The following is a 20,414-nucleotide window of genomic DNA, read 5'->3' as shown; positions in this document are numbered from 1 at the left end:
TCAAAGGAGGGTAGTTTTCGGCTTATAGTTTAAAAAATATGAACACAAACAAATAAACTGAACAGCTTAAAACAAGAGTACTAAATCATGAGATATTCTAGTAAAAAACAGTGTGTAGCATCTTTTTTCTATTTAGAAATCACCCTTTTTGTTTAACAGCCTTTTTATTAAGAGAACCATTTACTGCAATAAAATCTTCTTGACTGTCTGCAATAACCATTAAAATATCATTGACTTCTATTACTGTTGAACCGCCTGGTCGTAAATAGGTTCCATTACGCTTAATCATTATTATAAATGCCGAGGCCGGAAAATCTAAATCTACTATTCGCTTATTTACCGCCCAATAATCCGATGTAATTTCGAATTCCTGCATGGAAGCTTTAGGGAGATTAGAAAGGAGAAGATCAATTTCATTGACTTTTTTAGATTTTTCAGGTACGCCAACCTTCAACCATTTAGCCACAATCGACAAGGTAGTTCCTTGAATCAGGATAGAAGTAACCGAAATAAAAAATACGATATTGAAAATCATATCTGCTTTATCAATGCCAGCCAAAAGTGGATAGGTAGCAAATACTATTGGAACGGCACCTCTTAAGCCAACCCATGAAATATAAAAACGCCTCCTTAATTTCATTTTAAAAAACATCAAGCTTATTAGAACACTAACAGGCCTAGCAACTAAAATTAGAAATAAAGAAATAAGGAGTCCAATACCTAGATATGGGACGATTTCGGAAGGATATACTAGTAACCCTAAAGTAAGAAACAGAACAATTTGCATGAGCCAAGCCATTCCATCGAAAAACTGGAGGATAGCTCTTTTGTGTATCAGATCTTGATTACCCAAATAAACCGCACAAATGTAAATAGCAAGGAATCCATTTCCGCCTACAAAGTCGGTTGCAGAAAACGTTATGAACATTAAAGCGATTACCAGAACTGGATAAAGCCCTTCAAAACCCAATTTGATTTTGTTAATAATAAATTTACTAAATCGTCCTAAGACTAAACCAGCAATGGCGCCAATAACCATTTGTTGAAGAAAAAAGGGAATAATGGACCATAAGCTTAAATCTTGATTAATTACCAAGGTTAAAAACGCAATGGTAAGTACGTAAGCCATAGGATCATTACTACCGCTTTCCAGCTCCAATGTGGGCCTTAAATTCTTTTTTAAGGCAAGACTCTTTGAACGCAGAATAGAAAACACTGCTGCTGCATCTGTTGATGACACAATAGAGCCTAATAACATACTTTCGTAAATAGTGAAGTCTGTTACATACCAAACAAAAACACCAAGCGTAACGGCCGTAAGCAAAACACCCACAGTTGATAAAACAAGCCCTTCCCAGAGAATGGGTTTTACAGCTTTCCAACTCGTATCTAGACCACCAGAAAACAAAATAAAATTAAGGGAAACAATACCTATAAATTGCGCGCGTTCGGGGTCGTTAAAATAAATATCTCCAATACCATCAGAACCTACTAACATGCCAATTCCCAAAAACAGTAATAAGGTCGGAACACCAAATTTATAAGATGTTTTTCCTACAACAATGCTCACGAAAAGTAATAAAGAGCCAATTAATAAAATATTTTCAATAGTTAAGTTCATGCGCATTTTCTTTTAAATCTGTCCATACATAACTGCTTTTTAAGTCGCAATTATATAGAATAGTTCTGTTGTTTTTTTTGGTTTGATTTGAATGTATCCGATTAACTATTATATATTCGAGGGGTCCGTATTTTTTACAGCTGCTTTTATCCTAAAAACCACGAGTTAATTCTAGCGGTTTTTTTGCAGAATGCGAAAATTGCGATCTGGCCTAACCAGATGGTAAGCACCAAACACTCACTTTTTTAATTGCGTAACAAAATAAGCAATTATTATGAAATTGATTACTTCTGAATTGTGATAAATAACAAATTTGGGGATTTTTTGGAAACTAATTTAGGCGTAAGAATGAATGAGTATAAATAACGGCTTTGTAGCTCACCGATTATATCATTTTAATTAAAACAAAAACTAAAAAAGCTACTGAAATTATTAGAAACGGCAATATACTTATGCAATTGCAAGAGGGATTTTTAATAAAAGTGCATTTTCATTCCTTCATGAGTTGCTGTAAACCCTAAATCTTCGTAAAATTTAATGGCTCTGGGTCTTTGTTTATCAGACGTTAATTGCAACAAATGGGCATTCTTTTCTTTAGCTCTATTTATAGCCCATTCAAACATGTTTTTTCCAATTCCGAGTCCTCTTTTATCTTTTCTAATTATTACAGATTCTATTTGTGCTCTAATGCCTCCGCTATAATTCAGATATTGAATGAAAGTTAATTGTAAAGTTCCAATGACTTCAAAACTTTCATTTTCTACAACAATTAGCTCTTGATTCTCGTCAGAATCTATTATTTTAAAGGCTTTTACATATTCAGTAGGCAAAGGATTTTGGAAGTTTTCTCTTTTCTTTCCGAGTATATCGTCAGCCATCATTTCAATAATTGATGGAAGGTCTTTTTCTGTTGCTTTTCTGAAGGTCATTATTAATGCGGTTTGCTGGTTATGATCAAATGTTATGTACGACTTCAGCTTGACTGAATAGGAATTGGTTAATCAGTAGCTGAATTTGAAAACCCTCTATATACTTATCCTACCTTTCTTTCTAGTGCTAAAAAGTGCGTTACATTTTCGCTATACATTGGAATGATTTTAACCTCGCACTCGTAAGGCGAATTATCTTTTCGGTAATTTGTTATAATTCCAGTAAATGGCTTTAAATCACTTAAATTCTCCCTAATTTTTTGTTTTGTCGTTGTTGAAGTATTGATGCCTTGTAAAAAATGAGGTTTTTTATTTAATGCAAATGTTTTAGAGTACCCTGTCATTTCCGTGAAGCCTTCATTAACCCATAGTATATTCTGCTCTACATCTGTGATAATTAAGGCTTCAAAATATTGATCCTTAAAAATAGAATCGATCTCGTTTTTCCATTTCGCTTTTTCACCAAATGCTTTAACCATTTCAATATCACCTTCTATTTTCAAATTCTTTAGTGTGTTAAAATAGTGCTGACTGAAAATATCCCAACTCAACAATGGCATGGGTTTAGCTTTCGACGGTTTAATTTCGGGCTTTATTATTTTATATTCTTTGTCCGACAAAGACGATAAATAAATGTCTAAACACATCATATTAGAAAGGTTATACTTCATGGGAAACGCTTTTTTCAATATTTTAGCTAACTAATGTTAGCTATAAAAGTTATAAATTCGTCTTTTATTTTCTTGTTGCATTAAAGAGTTTAATTAAAGCAAAAATAGTAACGAAACCAAATCCGATATTTTTCAATTGTACTATAAGATTCCTGCTTACGTATTCCTAACGGCTGGCAGGCAGGAATACGGGCAACAGCTACTTAACCAAAACCCCTTTTACATCCATTAAAGGAATATCCCGCAAAGCTTTCAAATTAATCGTATTTTTTCTAAACAGATATGTTTTATCAAACATGGCATTGCCTTCGAAAAAACTGACTTTAAACTGGTTGTTTAGAGCGAATAGATCTTCTTGTATCCATTCAATTTTAACGTAACTCTTAGCTGGTAGCTTGTCTATTTTTTTACGAAATATGGAGGTCATTTTATCTTCAGAATAACCATTGGTAACAATAATTACCAGGTCTAAATCCACGTTCTTATCATTAATGATGTAGACGTTCCAATCTTGCGTTTTGTAGAGATCATTGTACTCATTTACAATGGCTAAATAAACACCTTCTACTTTTGGGATTATAATATCTTTTTTCATGTGCTGTAAATTGCATTGTGGCGCATTTAAATTTTAAGCCGAATTATTACATCCGACATTCTACAAATGCAAAAATATAAAACTATTCAAAGAAAGTGTTAGAATAACTAGAAACTGTAATACCGCGAAGATTATAAATAATAAGGTGGTTTAAAACAGTGGATAAATCGTATGCTTCAAATAAACTATCGTCTTTAAATGCCACATTGTCCACACGCGACATATAGAGTTTGGAAGTTAAAGCAATATCAACATCGGTTTTTATACAACCTTCGTTTTCTGCTTCTAAAAGGAGATTATAGATAACATTATTTACCAACTTTTCAGAAAAACTAGTGAAAACCTTATCGGCTTTGGGGTAATATTTTTTAATACCAAATAAAAACGCGGGCTTGAAATATTTTAAATATTCAAACCCACGTTTATAAATTGTAATGACTTTTTCGATAGCATCTAAATCCAAATCTTCTTGAATTCCTTGAATCTCTACAAGATACTTATCTAACAAATAGCTTAAACTTTCTGCTACTAATGTTTCTTTACCATCAAAATACTGGTAAATCGTTTTTTTTGATATACCTAATTGTGCCGCTAAATCATCTAAAGTAAACCGTTTGCTGCCAAACTTGGTAAAGTTAGCAATGGAACTCTCTAGAATGTCTTGCTTGCGGGTCATAACATTAACAGAAACCTATTATTTCCAACCACCACCTAGGGCTTTATAGAAATTAACAACAGATAATAATTGATCTAATTTGTTGTTAATACTATTTAATTCAGCAGTTAATGCGCTTTGTCTGGCCGTTAATAAATCTAAATAATTGGCATACCCATTATCTAATAAGGTTTCAGAATTAGTTTCGGCACTACGCAACGCTTCTACTTCGTTTTCTCTAAACTCGAACTTATCAGCTTCTGCTTGGTAATCGTATAACGCATCCGACACTTCTTTACCTGCAACTAATAGGGTGTATTTAAAGTTTAAAAGCGCTTGTTCTTGTTGCGCTTTAGATACTTCGTATTGCGTTCTAACTTTTCGCTGATTAAAAATAGGCTGTGTTAAACCGCCAATGATGTTTGAGAAAAGTGAATTGGTATCAAACCAATTATTAAACTCTAAACTTTGAAATCCGCCTGAAGCACTCAATGTTAATGATGGGTAAAAATTAGCATTCGCAACGTTAGTCAGCTCAAAAGCTTGGATGAAATCGTTTTCAGCAGCCATTACATCTGGTCGGTTACGCAATAAAACGTAAGGGATACCGATTTTCATTTCAGTGGTAATTTCCTGTTCGTCTAACTTGCTGCGCTCGAAAGATTGTGGCTGTTTTGCCAATAAAATACTTAAGGCATTTTCTGTTTTAAAAATCTGACGTTCAATATCAATTTGGAGTGCACGCGCATTATTATACTGTGCCACATTCTGATCTACGGCAACCTGTGTTACTTGACCGGCATCTTTTAATGCTTGGATAGTTTCCACACTACTATTACGAGATTCAATGGTTTCTAGCGTTATTTCTAACTGCGCGTCCAAAGCAACCAATGTATAATAGGTTGTTGCAATATTTTCAATCAATCGGGTTTTCACCGCTTGATGCGCCGCAATACTTTTTAAGTACCCAGCTTGAAAAGCTCGTTTATTACTGCGAATTTTCCCCCAGATATCAGCTTCCCAGGTTAAACTTGCTACCGCTTCATACTGATCCAAACTTCCGCTACCACCAAACTGACTGTTTTTAGACGGTTCTTGATGCGCTACAGAAGCACCAGCACTCAAAGTTGGTAAATAGCCTGCTTTACCTTGTTTTAAATACGCCTCACCAGCAATAATTTGTTGAATGGCGATACGAATATCAATGTTATTCTGTAAACCTTCTTCAATATATTGCGTTAAATACGGATCTGTAAAGACGTTTTTCCAGGACACATCGGCCATAGACATTGAGTCTGTAGCCAATTCATCCGTTCTGTATAAATTTTCCGTTTCATCTTCTAAAGCGGGACGTTCGTAATCTTTTGAAACCAAACAGCTTTGCATGGTTATGGCTAGCAATGCAAAAACCATAACCCTAGAAATCCATTTTTTATTTAAAATTGCTTTCATTCTTATTATTCTTTAATTTCTTTATTTTCGACTACGGGAGCGCCTGACACTTTTTCTTGTAACCATTGGAACATAACAAACAGTACCGGAATAACAAATACCCCAACTACAGTTCCTACTAATAAACCTCCAACAGCACCAGTACCAATAGAGTTATTACCCACAGCACCTACGCCTTTTGCTAACATTAATGGTGTAATACCTAAAATAAAGGCAAACGATGTCATTAAAATTGGTCGTAAACGAACTTTGGCTCCATCAATAGCCGAATCGACAATAGATAATCCTTGTTGACGACGTTGGATAGCAAACTCCACAATTAAAATGGCGTTTTTGGCTAGTAATCCAAGTAGCATAATTAAGGCAATCTGGAAGTAAATGTTATTTTCCAATCCTGTTAAATAGGTTGTCAAATATGCACCAGCTACACCAATTGGCAATGATAAAATAACCACCAAAGGCAACAGGTAACTTTCATATTGTGCCGCTAATAAGAAGAACACAAACAAAATACTAATCATAAATATCACCGTAGATTGTCCTGCAGATGCAATCTCTTCACGTGTAATACCTGAATAAGCAATTGAATATCCTTCTGGCAAATTAGCTTCTGCCACTTCGTTAATAGCTCTAATAGCATCACCAGAACTATATCCTGGTTTTGCGGAACCATTGACAGTAACAGCATTAAACAAGTTAAAACGATTCACCGTTTGCGGACCATATACACGTTTAAACGATACATATTGTGAGATTGGCGTCATTTTACCACTAGGTGTTTTAACCATCATACTATTTAAACTAGACTCATCCACTCTATCCTCTGGTAAAGCTTGAATAAATACACGGAATTGTTTACCATACCTACTAAAGTCGGCCACATAATTACCACCGATATAACCTTGAAGCGCTGATAAAATAGTACTAGTAGAAATACCAGCTTCTTTAGCGCGTTCAGCATTAATATCTAATTGTAATTGTGGGAAATTAGTACTAAATGAATTTGAAGCAAAACCAATTTCAGGCTTTTGATTCAATAACTGCACAAAATCGTTTGCAGTATTATCAAGCTCCGTTAACGGTCTCGCGTTTCTATCCATTAATCGCATCTCAAAACCATCTGCACTACCAAAACCAGGTACACTAGGCGGCGTAAAAAAGATAATATTAGCATCCGGAATCATAGCTGCTTTTTGAAACAACTGTCCAATAATAGCATTTACTGCGGTTGCATCTGTATCACGTTCATCCCATCCATCAAGAATAATAAAGCCCATGGCATTTGAGCTACCGGCACCAGAGAAAAAGTTTTGTCCACTAATTAATGAAACACCTTTTATACCATCAATATCTTTAATGGCTTCTTCTAATTGTCTATTCACTTCAAACGTACGGTCTAAAGATGATCCCGGTGGTAATTCCGCGTTCATAAAGACAATACCTCTATCTTCCGAAGGAACAAATCCTGTTGGAATTACTTTATCGGCTGCAATAATTCCAAAAACACTAACACCTAATATAATAAAGGTGATCCATTTATGTCTAATTAAAAAGCCTACAGATAACGCATATTTTGCTGTTGTAGCATTAAATCCTGCGTTAAAAGCATCGTAAAAACGTTGTAACCATGTTCGTTTTTTCTTCTTCTCATCATCCTTGTTATGTGGTTTTAAGAAAATAGCACATAAAGCTGGTGTTAAAGTTAAGGCGTTCACTGCCGAAATAAATATAGCAATCATTAAGGTTACACCAAACTGTTCGTAGAAAACTCCTGATGGGCCTTTAATAAACGTAATCGGTATAAACACGGCCATCATTACCAAGGTAATAGAAATAATTGCCCCTGTAATTTCACTCATGGCAGAAATAGATGCTTCTTTTGCATCGGTATAACCATCCTCCAATTTGGCGTGAACGGCTTCTACGACCACAATGGCATCATCCACCACAATACCAATAGCTAGAATTAATGCGAATAGCGTTAATAGGTTTATAGAATACCCCAACATATTCAAGAAAAAGAACGTACCAATAATGGATACAGGCACGGCAATTGCCGGAATTAATGTGGACTTAAAGTCTTGTAAGAATATAAACACCACCAAGAACACTAATAAAAACGCCTCTAATAAGGTATTCACTACCTTATCAACGGAAGCCGTTAAGAACTTGTTGGTATCATAGTTAATAATATAGTCCATCCCTTCAGGGAAATCCGCTTTCAGCTCGTCTAATTTAAGATAGATATCTTCAATAATTTCTTGAGCGTTTGAACCTGGTGTTTGAAAAACCCCAAAGTTAACTGCCGCATTTCCATTAGTTTTCGAAATTGATGAATACGAAAAGGCATCCAATTCTACTTTAGCTACATCTTTAACACGTAAAAACTGACCATTACCTAAAGCTTTAATAACGATATCTTCGTATTCTTTCGCTTCCTTATAACGTCCTTTATATTTTACAACATACTCAAAAGCTTCACCACTATTTTGTCCAAATGAACCAGCAGCTGCTTCTAAACTTTGTTCGTTAATAGCTTGGGTTACCTCACGTGGCTCAATTTTATAAGCGGCCATTTTATCTGGATCTAACCAAATACGCATGGAATAATCCTTGGCGCCAAAAACGTTTAAAGCTCCAACACCGTTAATACGCTGAATTTCTGGTTTAATATTTATATTCAAATAGTTTTGAATATAAGTATCATCAAAATCTGGGTTTGTTGAAAAAACCGCGGCAAATAATAAAGCCGAGTTCTGTTGTTTTTGCGTAATTACACCAGCACGAATAACTTCGGCAGGTAATAAAGCATTTGCTCGCGCTACCCTATTTTGTACGTTTACTGCAGCAATATCGGCATCATAACCTTGTTCAAAGAAAATTTGAATAGAGGCACTACCCGAGTTACTAGCGGTAGAGGTGATATAGGTCATCCCTTCCACACCGTTAATTTGTTCCTCAATAGGAACAACAACACTTTCTAGAATGGTTTCAGCATTCGCTCCAGGGTAAGACGCGCTTACTTGAACTGTTGGTGGTGCAATATCTGGGTATTGTGTGACTGGCAATTGAAGCAGTCCTATAATACCGAGAATAACAATTATAATGGAAATAACCGTAGATAGAACGGGTCTCTCAATGAATTTCTTAATCATAATTAGTTCTTATTTAAATACAGTCTCAAATGAGTTAATAATACTGTCTAATGGTTTTTTCATCGGTTTGATTTTCATTCCAGGGCTCACTTTATTGAGTCCTTTAGCTAAAATAATTTCACCATCTTTTAGACCATCTTCAATTATATAAATACGATTAGAAGATTTTAAAATAGTTACTGGTTTAGCCGCTAATGAATCATTTAAAACCTCATAAACAAAGCTTTTCCCTTGTCTTTCAAAAGTAGATTCGGCTGGAATTACCAAAACATTTTCATATGTTTTTGGCACTAAAATTGTTCCACTACTTCCATTACGAAGCACACCACCTTTGTTATCAAATTTGGCACGAAACGTAATCGTTCCGGTTTGGGCATTAATATCGCCTGCTATGGTTTCAATTTTACCAGACTTCTCATATAGTTTACCGTTGGCTAATTCTAATTTCAAATCTGGAAATTGCTCTAATTTTTCTTTAGACGTTTCACCTTTTGCATCTGCTATAAAAGAAATAAACGCTTTTTCGTTCATAGAAAAATAAGCGTAAACGTTATCAATAGAAGATACACTTGTTAACGGCATTGGATCTTGAGAACTTACTAAAGAGCCTTTTCTAAAGTTAATAGAACCAACAAAACCATCTACTGGGCTTTTTACATTAGCATAATCAATATTAGCACCAATACTATTATAAGCGCTTTGAGCTTGCAACAATTTAGCATTAGCAGTTTCTAATTGCACACTACTAATAATGTTTTTATCTACTAATGGCTTTAATTTATTTACCTCAACCTGTGCCGCATTTACACTCGCTTTTGCTGCTTGTGCATCCTGACTTAAAGATTGTGTTTCTAATCTAAAAAGTGATTGGCCTTGTTTTACAGCCTGACCTTCATGCACTAAAACCTCTTTAATATAACCGGAAATTTTTGGTCTTACCTCACTATTCACCTCGCCTTCTATACTAGCAGGAAAATTATCATGTGTCGTAACAGTTTGCTTTGAAACTTCAATAACAGGATAGGGCATTGCTGGACGTGCCTGTTGTTGTGCTTCTTGTTTATCTCCACAACTAAATAGTGCAAAAACTAGTGCACAAGGTATAAGAATACTGAATGTGTTTTTTTTCATTTTACGGTTATCTTTAAGATTTCATTGCTGCTACTCTGGATTTTAGATCCTTCATAGAAGCCATAGCTAGATTTAAATAGTTTATATAATTTTCGTGATAGGTTAAATCAAATTCAAAGGATGGATTTGAAGTATCCAAACCGTTAATTTCCTTTTTATATTCGGCCACTTCAACATGGAGTTCTTTTTCCATTTCCCATTTGGAAACCATCTCATCGATACTTTGTCTTAAGGTATCTGAATTAACCACAAAATATTTTTTTCGATCACCCATTTTAGTGAAATAGAGAATTTTGTGAATATCTTGTAAATGGTTTAAATGCGTAGATATGGTACTTTTACTAGCACATAAATCGGTTACTAAATCTTCAAAAGTTACGCCGGCCTTTCCTGTTAAAATAATAAAAGCCAAAATACGAGCACCAACCGGCGCTAACTGCTCCGAGTGTTCAAAATGAACGCCCAGCTTTTCTACTAGCTGGTATTTCTTTTCTTTTAACTTCTTTTCCATTTCTAAATATAAGAGTGCAAAAATAAGTCTAGTTCGAATAATTCCGAACTAAACGAAGTTAAAAAAATGTTAAAAATAAAAGCCGATATCAAATCGGCTTAAACTATATAATTCTGTATTGTGCTTACAAAGCAGATTTAAACTGCTCTAAAAAACGCACATCATTTTCACTTAACAAACGGATATCGCCAATTTGATGTAATAGCATAGCAATACGATCGATTCCCATTCCGAAGGCGAAACCAGAATATTCTTTAGAGTCAATTCCGCAGTTTTCTAATACATTTGGATCTACCATTCCACAACCCATAATTTCTAACCAACCTGTTCCTTTGGTGATACGGTGATCAGTTTCCGTTTCTAATCCCCAATACACATCCACTTCTGCGCTAGGCTCGGTAAATGGGAAATAGGATGGACGCAAACGTATTTTAGATTTCCCAAACATTTCTGTTGTGAAATATTGTAGCGTTTGTTTTAAATCGGCAAAACTAACGTCTTTATCAATGTATAAACCTTCTACTTGATGAAAAAAACAGTGGGAACGCGAGGAAATAGCCTCGTTTCTAAAAACTCTTCCCGGAGAAATAGTTCTAATTGGTGGTTTATTATTTTCCATATAACGCACTTGCACCGAACTGGTATGTGTGCGTAATAAAATATCTGGATCTTTTTGAATAAAAAATGTATCCTGCATATCGCGTGCCGGATGGTATTCTGGCAAGTTTAATGCTGTAAAGTTATGCCAATCGTCTTCAATTTCTGGGCCTTCACTTACATTAAAACCAATACGCGAAAAAATATCAATTATCTGATTTTTTACTATTGAAATAGGGTGTCTGGCACCAATCTGAATAGGTTCACCAGGGCGTGATAAATCATTGTAAACGCCTTCTATCTCTTTACTCTCCAATTCTTCCTTTAAAGTAGAAACCTTTTCTTCGGCTGTATTTTTAAGCGCATTTATAACCTGACCAAATTCTTTTTTCTGATCGTTAGCGACATTTTTAAACTCCTTAAAATAATCATTAAGCACCCCTTTTTTTCCGAGGTATTTAATTCGAAACGCTTCGACTTCGTCTTTGGATGTTGCTTGAAATGCTTCAGCTTCAGCAATTAATTCTTTTATCTTATCTATCATGATATCATTGAAAATGACTGCAAATTTAATAATTCTTATTTTATATACTCAGCTTCCATAAAATAACTTACAATAGCTTCTTTCATCAAGACACTTTGTTCGCCCGCTTTTAAGGTTGGTAATTGCTCTTTTATTTTATAATGTGGCCATTTATCATCATCAAAATAATCAAATTCGTAGTAACCATAAGGCTCTAATAATCTGCATATAGCAATATGCATTAAGTCTAATTTGTGATCTTTTTTAAATTTTCTATCTAACTGACCAAGCTCTTGAACACCTATTAAATATATAATAGCATCCAAATCTAGTTTATCACCATCTGCAAACTGATCAGAAAGCTTTTCTACCACTTGATTCCATCGTTCTTTTAATTGTTCGTCTCTAGCCATATATAGTTACTGCTAAAAGCAGGTGTATTTTTCGTTTAACTTAAAATATAATTGTCGCAAAGTTACTTTATATTTGTCGAAATTCATATTGGAATATGACCGTAATTGATATCATTTTAGTGGCCCTATTGGGTTTCGGACTCGTGCGAGGTTTTCTAAAAGGTTTTTTTGTTGAAATTGCATCTTTGGTCGCTTTGGTTGCTGGAATTTATGGTGCTATTCACTTTAGTTTTTACACGGCCGAAATGCTAATTAGCTATGTAGAATGGGATGAAAAAACGCTAAATATCGTTGCTTTTGCTATTACCTTTATTGTAATAGTTTTAGTAATTTCTTTAGCCGGAAAAGCCTTAACCAAACTAGCCGATTTTGCAGCGTTAGGCATTTTAAACAAGTTATTAGGCGCACTTTTTGGCGCTATGAAAATGGCATTAATTTTAAGTGTACTTCTCAATATTTTTGATGCTATGAACACCACGCTAACATTTGTAGATGAAGAACACACTAAAGATGCTACGCTTTACGAACCCGTAAAATCCTTGGCACCTATGATTTTTCCTTTTGTGATTAAATCCACTGAAGATGAAAGTGAGGACGATAAAGAAAATACGAATAAAGATACCGAAGCCGAAACAAACAACTCATTTACAATTCCTGGAATTTAATAACAATCCGTTTGAATTTGACCGTTTTTCTGATATAAACTTAAAGCTTCTAATTGATACTTTTTACAAATAGTTTCTAAAATTGTTAGCACGCCGTTTTGCATAGTTAAAGAGCCACAAATCATTAAAACACCTTTGTTTTTAAGTCTTTTTGCTATAAAAACCTCATCTTTCAATAATAAATCTTGCACATAGCTGCTTTCTATTTCACGTGAAAATGCCATTTCTAATCGTGATAACTTACCCGATTGTAAATAGCTTTCTAATTGTGAATTGTATAGTTCCAGAGATTGTTTGGTGCGCAAACCAAAATACAAATGCACATTTTTTCGCTTAATATTCGCATCCAACATGCCTAAAAATGGCGCAATACCGGTTCCATTAGCTATCATAACCACATTCGCAGCTTTTTTTGGAAAATGAAACGCAGCATTATTGATAATCCGAGCTTTAAAGGTGTCGCCCAAATCAAAACCATTTAAAAAATTAGAGCCTAATCCTGTGTCATAATACTTGACACTTAATTGAATATTACCATCTACTTTTCCAATAGAATACAAACGCTCGCGATAATCGTTAGCTGGATAAATGGCGAGTAAATCGCCAGAAACAAAACGTTTGGCTTTTTTCGCTTTTAAGGTCAATAAAAACGTACTATCTGGATTATTGATAACTTCGGTTTTATGTATAACTGTTAATGAGTTGGTTAATCGTGGTTTGCTAGTTAGTTTATCTTCGGCAATTTTAACGGGCACCTGCATTTTTTCTGTCCAAGCGTTTGTCCACTGTTTAAAAGCGTCAACCGATTTATCATTAATAGTAAAAACGGGTAAAAATTGTTTAAAATGAAGTTGAATAGCACTATCTACATCCAAAGCGAATTTACAGAAATCCGGATAAGCGTAAGACCCAAAACCAACTACAGAATAACTTATAGTTTCCGATTGCTTGGTGGTTTTTAAAAGCTCCAAAAACCTATTGGCATTGGTTGGTGGATCGCCTAAACCATAGGTTGCTGTTAGAATAATTATATGTTCCGCTTGGATAAAAGTGGTATAATTATTCATTTCTGTTATATAGGATTTTTTACCAGCATGCAATAGTTGTTCATGCAATACATTCGCAAATGGCAAAGTGCTACCGTTTTCCGAACCTACTAAAATAACATAATCACAAACGTCTTTTTTGAATTTGTTTTTCAATTTAGCTTTCCTACGTTTTAAAGTCATAGCAAAACCGGAATAGATAAAAAACAAAATATTAGCTGTGGCAATTGCCAGAATAAGCGACCATAAAATACTGCCTTTGCCAGTGTGTAAATTCAGACTTAACTCGGAGTAAAATGTAACGAGTGGATAATTAAATTCGCTTAAAATTTCACCTGTAAATTGATTAACCACTATTTCTCGATTTTGTAAAGCTATCGTGAAATAATCTTCAACATCATCAGAAAATGGGAATTCTATGAATTTAACTTCGGATAGTTTCGTGTTTTTAAAAACAGGAAAATTATGAAGCTCTAATTGTGGTGATTCGGAAATCGCATCATAGTTAATATTATGGGATGTATTGTACGTTGGTAATAAATTGAATTTCTCCAACGATAAATAAACACCGGTAATGGTGATGATGATAATTGGGATTAAGGATAATCGCCCTAAAACAATATGCCAATATTGATTAAAATTTTCATTAACAATTTTTGAAAAGAACTTTTTAAAACTGCGTTGGCGCTTCAGAATAAGTACGGAACCCGAAACAGCAATTAGAAATAATAAAAACGAACACAAACCAACCAAAAAGCGACCCGTGCTTTTTAAAAATAGCGATCTATGGAAGTTCGTCACCCATTGAAAAAATGGTGAAACCTCTATTTTATTTCCAAGAAATTGAGCTGTTTTAGGATTTATATAGCCGGTTTTACTTTCGCCATTTTCGGTAATAACAGATGCTAAAACAAAATCGTTAGCATCAATTTGAAGGTCTATAATTTCTGAATATGATTTTTTAAGGGTAGAAAGGGTTTCAGCAATAGTAGCCGTTTCAAAATCGGCTGATTTATAAGGTTGAATTTGTTCAGAAATTGGCTGAAACGCGAGAATGATCCCCGTAATGGAAGCTAAAAGAATAAAAGCAAAAGAAGATACAGCCAACGCAAGGTGACTATATCTCCAGATTGAAATGGTCATAATTTTTTAAACTTTAATCAGTTCTTTCTTTTATCTCTATTCTATATTTTCTACTATATTCTCGCGCTCCCTAATTCGGCATCATCCGGACATAACGAATAAATCCGCTACCTTCTTTCTTACTTTTTACGTTTTCTGATGTTAAAGGAAACTCTACATCCTTGGTGTAATATTCCTGATCCTCTACAGCCGTTTCAAAACGAATGCTGTAACCGGCGTCTATTTTAGAGTCGTCTATATCAATCACATTAATGGTTCTAGATCCGCCAGCAACGGTTGCACCGGTAATAGCGTCTAGATTATTGCGTTTTTTACCGTAAAATTTCCACCAGTCAGTAACATCATGATACCATTCGCTATCATCGCCTTGCACGTAAAGTGTTTTTTCGTATTCGCCGTCTGGGTTAATTAATGAAATAACCACATAAGCCGCTTCACCTGTATAATTCGTCATTTGAATCATACATTTATATTTGGTAGATTCTGCAATGGTTGTAAAGGATAAAAGTCCTAATGTTATAAAGCTAACAAGCAGTATTTGTTTTATTTTCATGGTTTCTAATTTTGATAAAACCTGTTTAATCGATTAGAATTTCACAGGTATTTAATTAACTACTTCAAAAAATTAATATTAATATGATTTGATTTTAAAATCTCATTTTCGGACGCTAAATCGAAAGCCGTTTCGTCAAATTCCGTTACCGTTTCTTTTTTAGCTCCTATTGCTACTAAATATTCTAAAACCTCCGAATTTTCAGCACTCAAAGCTGCTAAATGCAATGCCGTATTCCCTTCATTATTTTCTTGGTTAATATCTACTTTATAGTTGTTTGCCCATTTCACTAATGCTAAATCCTGTTTTTGAACCGCTAAATGAAATAATGAATTTCCATTTGCTTGCGGATTACTAATATCTAATCCGTTTACTTTTAATAATTCGATTTTCTTTTCAAAATCGTCTTGATTTTTCACTTTAAAAGATTCGATAGCATAGGCCACTAAATTATTTCCGTTGGCATCAACAATTGCAACATCAGCATTATTACTAATTAAGAAATCAACAACATCAACACTGTTATTTTTAACCGCTAAAGCTAAAGCCGATTCGCCTTTTTTATTAATTGCATTAATGTTTCCTACCTGTTTAAGTAATAAGGAAATAACATCTAAATTGTTTCGGTAAGCCGCATTAATTAAAGCGGTATTCCCATTAGTATCTGCTTGATTAACATTAACACCATTATCAATAAAATAGCTAATCAATTCTACATTCTTACTTCTGGCACCTAAAATATGTAGTGGCGTTTGACCGTCTTTAGCCGTAACATTAGGGTTTAATCCTACATTTTCTAAATATTTATAAACCTTAAACTCGTTGGTATGCCCACGAGTTCCCTGTGCCGCAAACATGAATGCTTGATCCGTTGGTTTAACATTTCTTTTAAGTAAGTATTCTAGTAACTCGGTATTACCTTGTTTAGCTGCGTAATTAAAAATTCCGTTGCCATTAGCATCCACACTGTGAATATCGATTCCTTTAGATGTAAAATATTCAATCAATTTAAAGTCCACATCATAAGGTGCTGCCAATAATAAGGCGTTTGCTCCGTAAGGTGTTAAATCTTTAATTAAATTAGCACCATTTTCCAGAAGCATATCATACACTTCAGTATTGGCTTGTCCAGAACCGGCTGCGAAATTTAAAATGCTACTACCTTTATCATCTGTTATGTCAGTTTTGGCGCCTTTTTTTAAGAGATACCCCATAATTTCTGTGTTCCCTATATTAGCGGCCCAGAAAATATAGGTTCGGCCATCATGCGTTAATTTATTGACATCATTTCCTTTTATGGATTGAATATATTTAATGGTTTCATTCGGGGCATTCTGGAGAATAGCGTAAACGACCCCATCAAAATTACCGCCGTTTGCCTCGGTAATATCATGTCCAGCTTTAATTTGAGCATCCACATCCTTAATAGATGGTTTTTCCTTCCAAAACTCTCGATTTAAAAACACATTATCTTGCGCAAAGCTCTGTAAGCTTAAAACAAGTGTTAAAGTGATTAGTACTGCTTTAATATTCATAGTTGTTCATTTTTATTTTACAAATGCATGCTAGCATTAAAGTGTGGTTGCGGCTCAGTGTTTCATTGTTAACTTTAAAAATTCATTAAGATAATTATCCTTATTTAGACTGAATTAAAATAATTATATGGATTTTCAGCAAATCTATACAGAATGAGTCTAAATAAAAATATTTATGCGTTTTATTTTATACATAATTTATGTTCATTCCTTTTAGATTAAAAAGTGAAAATGCAACCTGCTTAATATAACAATTGATTAAAGCCAATATTACCAGATAGAACTATCTGCCAAAAACAGGAAAGTGATGTGGTAAATAGGGTTTTATAATTATAAAACTGAAATTTTAGGCGTTAACAACCGATCTCGGAGAACGTGGACATCCTGAATTTGTTTATGGCTTATTGCAATAACAGAGTAATTAAGTATTAGAAATTAGCCCATTAAAAAACCGCTTCAATTTAATTTGAAGCGGTTTTTCTATTTAGTCTATGATGGGAAAGAAAAATTCTATTTTGGCAATATTCCCGATCAGATACTATTTAATTTAAATGATAAATTTCATGAATATCTTCCAAGTATTTAACAAAGTCTGTTTCTAAACCAATTAATTTTCCAGAATAAATAGCAAACACCCAACCGTGACCAACTACACCACGATCGCAAATAGCTTTTTCTAATTGGTTAAGAGCGTAATTTTCTTATCTGCCAATTGGAAAAACTGGTCCACCATTTTAAGTTATTCCCATTTAAAACACATAAGTTTTACATATGGTATCAAACTGGACTCGCTAATTTAGCGGAGAGTACAGGTTCGGCATAAATATTTTCATTTAATTTATGAACAATAGCGACAGAAACATTATGCAACTTTTAAACTACAATTTGTAGAATTAAGCAAAGTCAGGAAAACCTGTCAGAACTAACAAGAAAACTAGGTATCGCTTTTATATAAGTAACTAAATAATTTTAAGCTAGATCATTGTATATTAGAAAAAGCAATAAGCATTTTTTCAAAGACGAATCGATTAAATATGTTTTCATAAACAACAAGTAAACTATTTTTCCGATTGATAAAATATGTAAAGTTCTAGAGAAAAATTTTTGTTGTTATTATAAAAGTAAACGACCTTCTGCGAGTAGCAAGCTTATGGAAAGAACAAAATAAAAAGTTCATTAACCAGGTCTATTTTGAATATAAACAGCTTTACGATAGTCTCAGAGTTGCCATGGAGCTGTAAAAGAAACTATAAAGTATCGCGGATTTCAGTCGTTAAATAAATGAAAAATAGGGTTACGCAAAAAGTTGAATAAAAAATTTAGAGCTGCCACCGATTCTAAACATAACTAACTGCTTATGGAAAACGTTATAAAACATCAATTCAGATAACTTTACCTGCATGGCGTATGGCTATTAAAAACCATAGAAATAGCAAAGAACTAATCTTTCATTCTGATCGCGGCGTTCAATATGCAAATAATAAGCTTACTGCTTATAACGTTTCACGAATCATGACTAAAACGGAACTGTTGGGTTTGGGATAACGCAGTGGCGGAAAACTTCTAAAAGTCCTTAAATTCTGAACTCATTTATGGAAACACTAATAACCAAAAAGGAAATGGGAAGAAAAATCTTTAAATATATTAAACATTGATACAATACAAAGAGAAGGTACTCAACACTCAATTACATGGCAATTGAAGAATATAATAACCTGAAAATTAATTATAAATATGCTGCTTAACTAATACTGTACTTTTTGTTTGCAGGCTCAATACTTGGTTTTATCCTCTTTTTTTTAAACGTTTAGTACGCTCTTGGAATGGCACTTATTTCGTTACTTAATGGCCTTTTCATTTATGTATTAAGTTCTTTTAATTTTTGTAGCTTTTCATCAATTTCTGCTTGAATTTTATTTAGACGTTCTTCAATATTAAAAATAATGGCTTCCTTTCTTTCTATACTTTTTTTAGACACATTGGTTTCTAGCTTTGCTTCTTCCAATTTGCTCTTCATTTTCCTTAAACCAACTTGACCACTAATTAAAATCTCTTCGTTAATTAGAATATCATCTTCTAGGTCACTTATTAACGTGTTCTTCTCCTTATTAATGTTTTGTTCTTTGTTTTTAATTTTAAGACCTAAAAGATTTAGCTTTTCTTCTTCTAAACGCAGTGCTTCTTGTTCTTTTAAATAAGCGATTTCTCTTTGTTTACGTGCGTCGTCTAGTTTTTCACGAGCAGCTTCCAGCACTTGTTTTTGTAAAAGAAGTTTGTTTTCGTCACTGCTTGAGTTTACATCATATATTGTTCCTGCTGACTCTGCGTTTTGAGTGAGTTCTTGTGCTAGTTCTGGATTTCTTTTAATTTTCCTAGCTAATTTTTTTTCTAAAAAGCCTAATTCCTCTTTGTAATAATCAATTTGGCTGTTTAGTTTAGTAAGCCTCTGTTGCATGCTTGAAGCTAATTTTTCTTTTCTATTAACTTGTGCACTATTGGCATATTTACTATTTTTAAATTGCTTTAAGGCTTCTTTTTCTCGTTTTAGTGCAGAAACCCCTCCCAATAAAATTTCTTCGTTGGCACTAATTTTATTTTCAAAATTGATTATTTCCTCTTGTAAATCTGCAATATCGTTTTGTGCAACAACCTCTTGGAGATTAAGAAAGGTTACAAGAAAAAGGGCCGTAATTAAAAGTTTAGATGTCATTTTACTCTTTTATTTTGAGTTTGCAAATGTAGTGTTTTTACAGTTCAAAAAAAACTTTTATTTTTTAAGTTAGCTATCTATACATAAAGGGTGGTTTTTAATCAATTCTGTCCTAAAAAAATTTAGGCGAAATAAATCTGACCGTCCTACTGGCTTAATCACTTTATTCCATAGTTTTTTTAAAAGACCCTTGTATATATTAATCAGATATCACCTCGAAAGTGACATTGCTTTTTAGTAATTTATTAATTTCTATAGAAGCGGATTGGTAAGATGATTTGTCCGCGGGGCGACTTGGATGATGATATTAATCGTCCATCTGTAGAATTTGATAATCTTATAGATAATCGGAAAGGATTAGAGTAGAATCATCATCCTTTTTGGTTGGAGTAAATTAAGTGCTCCATAACTATTAATAGGAGAGGAAAGAATTATAAAATAGAAAAACCGCTCTAGTTAACTAGAAGCGGTTTTCGTTACTTTAGTTGTTCTGTTGGTAAAGGTAAGGA

General features: G+C 33.8%; 16 protein-coding genes. 1 reads left to right on the top strand and 15 read right to left on the bottom strand.

Annotated features, from left to right (window positions below):
- Positions 1–139 precede the first annotated feature (139 nt).
- The 11 genes from BZARG_RS10735 to BZARG_RS10685 all read right to left on the bottom strand — a co-directional run bounded on the left by BZARG_RS10735 (position 140) and on the right by BZARG_RS10685 (position 12,253).
- The gene (locus BZARG_RS10735; protein ID WP_008638262.1) at positions 140–1,621 is read right to left on the bottom strand and encodes a potassium/proton antiporter; all 1,482 of its coding nucleotides are present in this window, start codon (positions 1,619–1,621) and stop codon (positions 140–142) included.
- Positions 1,622–2,094: 473 nt separating this feature from the next.
- Positions 2,095–2,550, bottom strand: coding sequence for a GNAT family N-acetyltransferase (locus tag BZARG_RS10730; RefSeq protein ID WP_008638247.1), 456 nt, complete (start codon positions 2,548–2,550; stop codon positions 2,095–2,097).
- A 104-nt stretch (positions 2,551–2,654) separates the two neighbouring features.
- Positions 2,655–3,221, bottom strand: a complete 567-nt coding sequence (locus BZARG_RS10725) for a PAS domain-containing protein (protein ID WP_008638323.1) — start codon at positions 3,219–3,221, stop codon at positions 2,655–2,657.
- 199 nt (positions 3,222–3,420) lie between these two features.
- Entirely contained in the window at positions 3,421–3,816 is a 396-nt protein-coding gene (locus BZARG_RS10720) for a hypothetical protein (RefSeq protein WP_008638283.1), read from the bottom strand.
- A gap of 82 nt (positions 3,817–3,898) precedes the next feature.
- Positions 3,899–4,492 (bottom strand): TetR/AcrR family transcriptional regulator, encoded by a 594-nt coding sequence (locus tag BZARG_RS10715; RefSeq protein ID WP_008638296.1) that lies wholly within the window; start codon positions 4,490–4,492, stop codon positions 3,899–3,901.
- A gap of 18 nt (positions 4,493–4,510) precedes the next feature.
- Positions 4,511–5,923, bottom strand: a complete 1,413-nt coding sequence (locus tag BZARG_RS10710) for an efflux transporter outer membrane subunit (protein WP_008638237.1) — start codon at positions 5,921–5,923, stop codon at positions 4,511–4,513.
- Positions 5,924–5,928: 5 nt separating this feature from the next.
- Complete coding sequence (locus BZARG_RS10705; protein ID WP_008638254.1) at positions 5,929–9,078, bottom strand: efflux RND transporter permease subunit; 3,150 nt, start codon at positions 9,076–9,078, stop codon at positions 5,929–5,931.
- A 9-nt stretch (positions 9,079–9,087) separates the two neighbouring features.
- Complete coding sequence (locus BZARG_RS10700; RefSeq protein WP_008638289.1) at positions 9,088–10,209, bottom strand: efflux RND transporter periplasmic adaptor subunit; 1,122 nt, start codon at positions 10,207–10,209, stop codon at positions 9,088–9,090.
- Between the two features lie 13 nt (positions 10,210–10,222).
- A complete protein-coding gene (locus tag BZARG_RS10695; protein ID WP_008638246.1) occupies positions 10,223–10,720 on the bottom strand; it encodes a GbsR/MarR family transcriptional regulator in 498 nt (165 codons plus the stop codon).
- Positions 10,721–10,844: 124 nt separating this feature from the next.
- Complete coding sequence (gene pheS, locus BZARG_RS10690; RefSeq protein WP_008638320.1) at positions 10,845–11,861, bottom strand: phenylalanine--tRNA ligase subunit alpha; 1,017 nt, start codon at positions 11,859–11,861, stop codon at positions 10,845–10,847.
- A gap of 35 nt (positions 11,862–11,896) precedes the next feature.
- A complete protein-coding gene (locus BZARG_RS10685; RefSeq protein WP_008638276.1) occupies positions 11,897–12,253 on the bottom strand; it encodes a hypothetical protein in 357 nt (118 codons plus the stop codon).
- 95 nt (positions 12,254–12,348) lie between these two features.
- On the opposite strand from BZARG_RS10685, the gene BZARG_RS10680 reads away from it, so the two are divergent.
- A complete protein-coding gene (locus tag BZARG_RS10680) occupies positions 12,349–12,918 on the top strand; it encodes a CvpA family protein (protein ID WP_008638249.1) in 570 nt (189 codons plus the stop codon).
- Here BZARG_RS10680 and BZARG_RS10675 read toward each other — a convergent pair.
- The 4 genes from BZARG_RS10675 to BZARG_RS10660 all read right to left on the bottom strand — a co-directional run bounded on the left by BZARG_RS10675 (position 12,915) and on the right by BZARG_RS10660 (position 19,905).
- On the bottom strand, positions 12,915–15,107 hold the full coding sequence (locus BZARG_RS10675) for a PepSY domain-containing protein (protein ID WP_008638225.1): 2,193 nt from the start codon (positions 15,105–15,107) through the stop codon (positions 12,915–12,917). The two genes, BZARG_RS10680 and BZARG_RS10675, sit on opposite strands and share 4 nt — an antisense overlap.
- 70 nt (positions 15,108–15,177) lie before the next feature.
- Complete coding sequence (locus BZARG_RS10670; protein WP_040288525.1) at positions 15,178–15,660, bottom strand: DUF2271 domain-containing protein; 483 nt, start codon at positions 15,658–15,660, stop codon at positions 15,178–15,180.
- Positions 15,661–15,719: 59 nt separating this feature from the next.
- Positions 15,720–17,195, bottom strand: a complete 1,476-nt coding sequence (locus tag BZARG_RS10665) for an ankyrin repeat domain-containing protein (RefSeq protein WP_008638343.1) — start codon at positions 17,193–17,195, stop codon at positions 15,720–15,722.
- Between the two features lie 1,858 nt (positions 17,196–19,053).
- Positions 19,054–19,905 (bottom strand): coiled-coil domain-containing protein, encoded by an 852-nt coding sequence (locus BZARG_RS10660; RefSeq protein WP_008638232.1) that lies wholly within the window; start codon positions 19,903–19,905, stop codon positions 19,054–19,056.
- Positions 19,906–20,414: the final 509 nt, after the last annotated feature.

This window comes from Bizionia argentinensis JUB59 (genome assembly GCF_000224335.1).
GTDB lineage: Bacteria > Bacteroidota > Bacteroidia > Flavobacteriales > Flavobacteriaceae > Algorimicrobium > Algorimicrobium argentinense.
The sequence above is the reverse complement of the archived record's forward strand: the minus strand, read 5'-3'. Positions and strand labels throughout refer to the sequence as shown.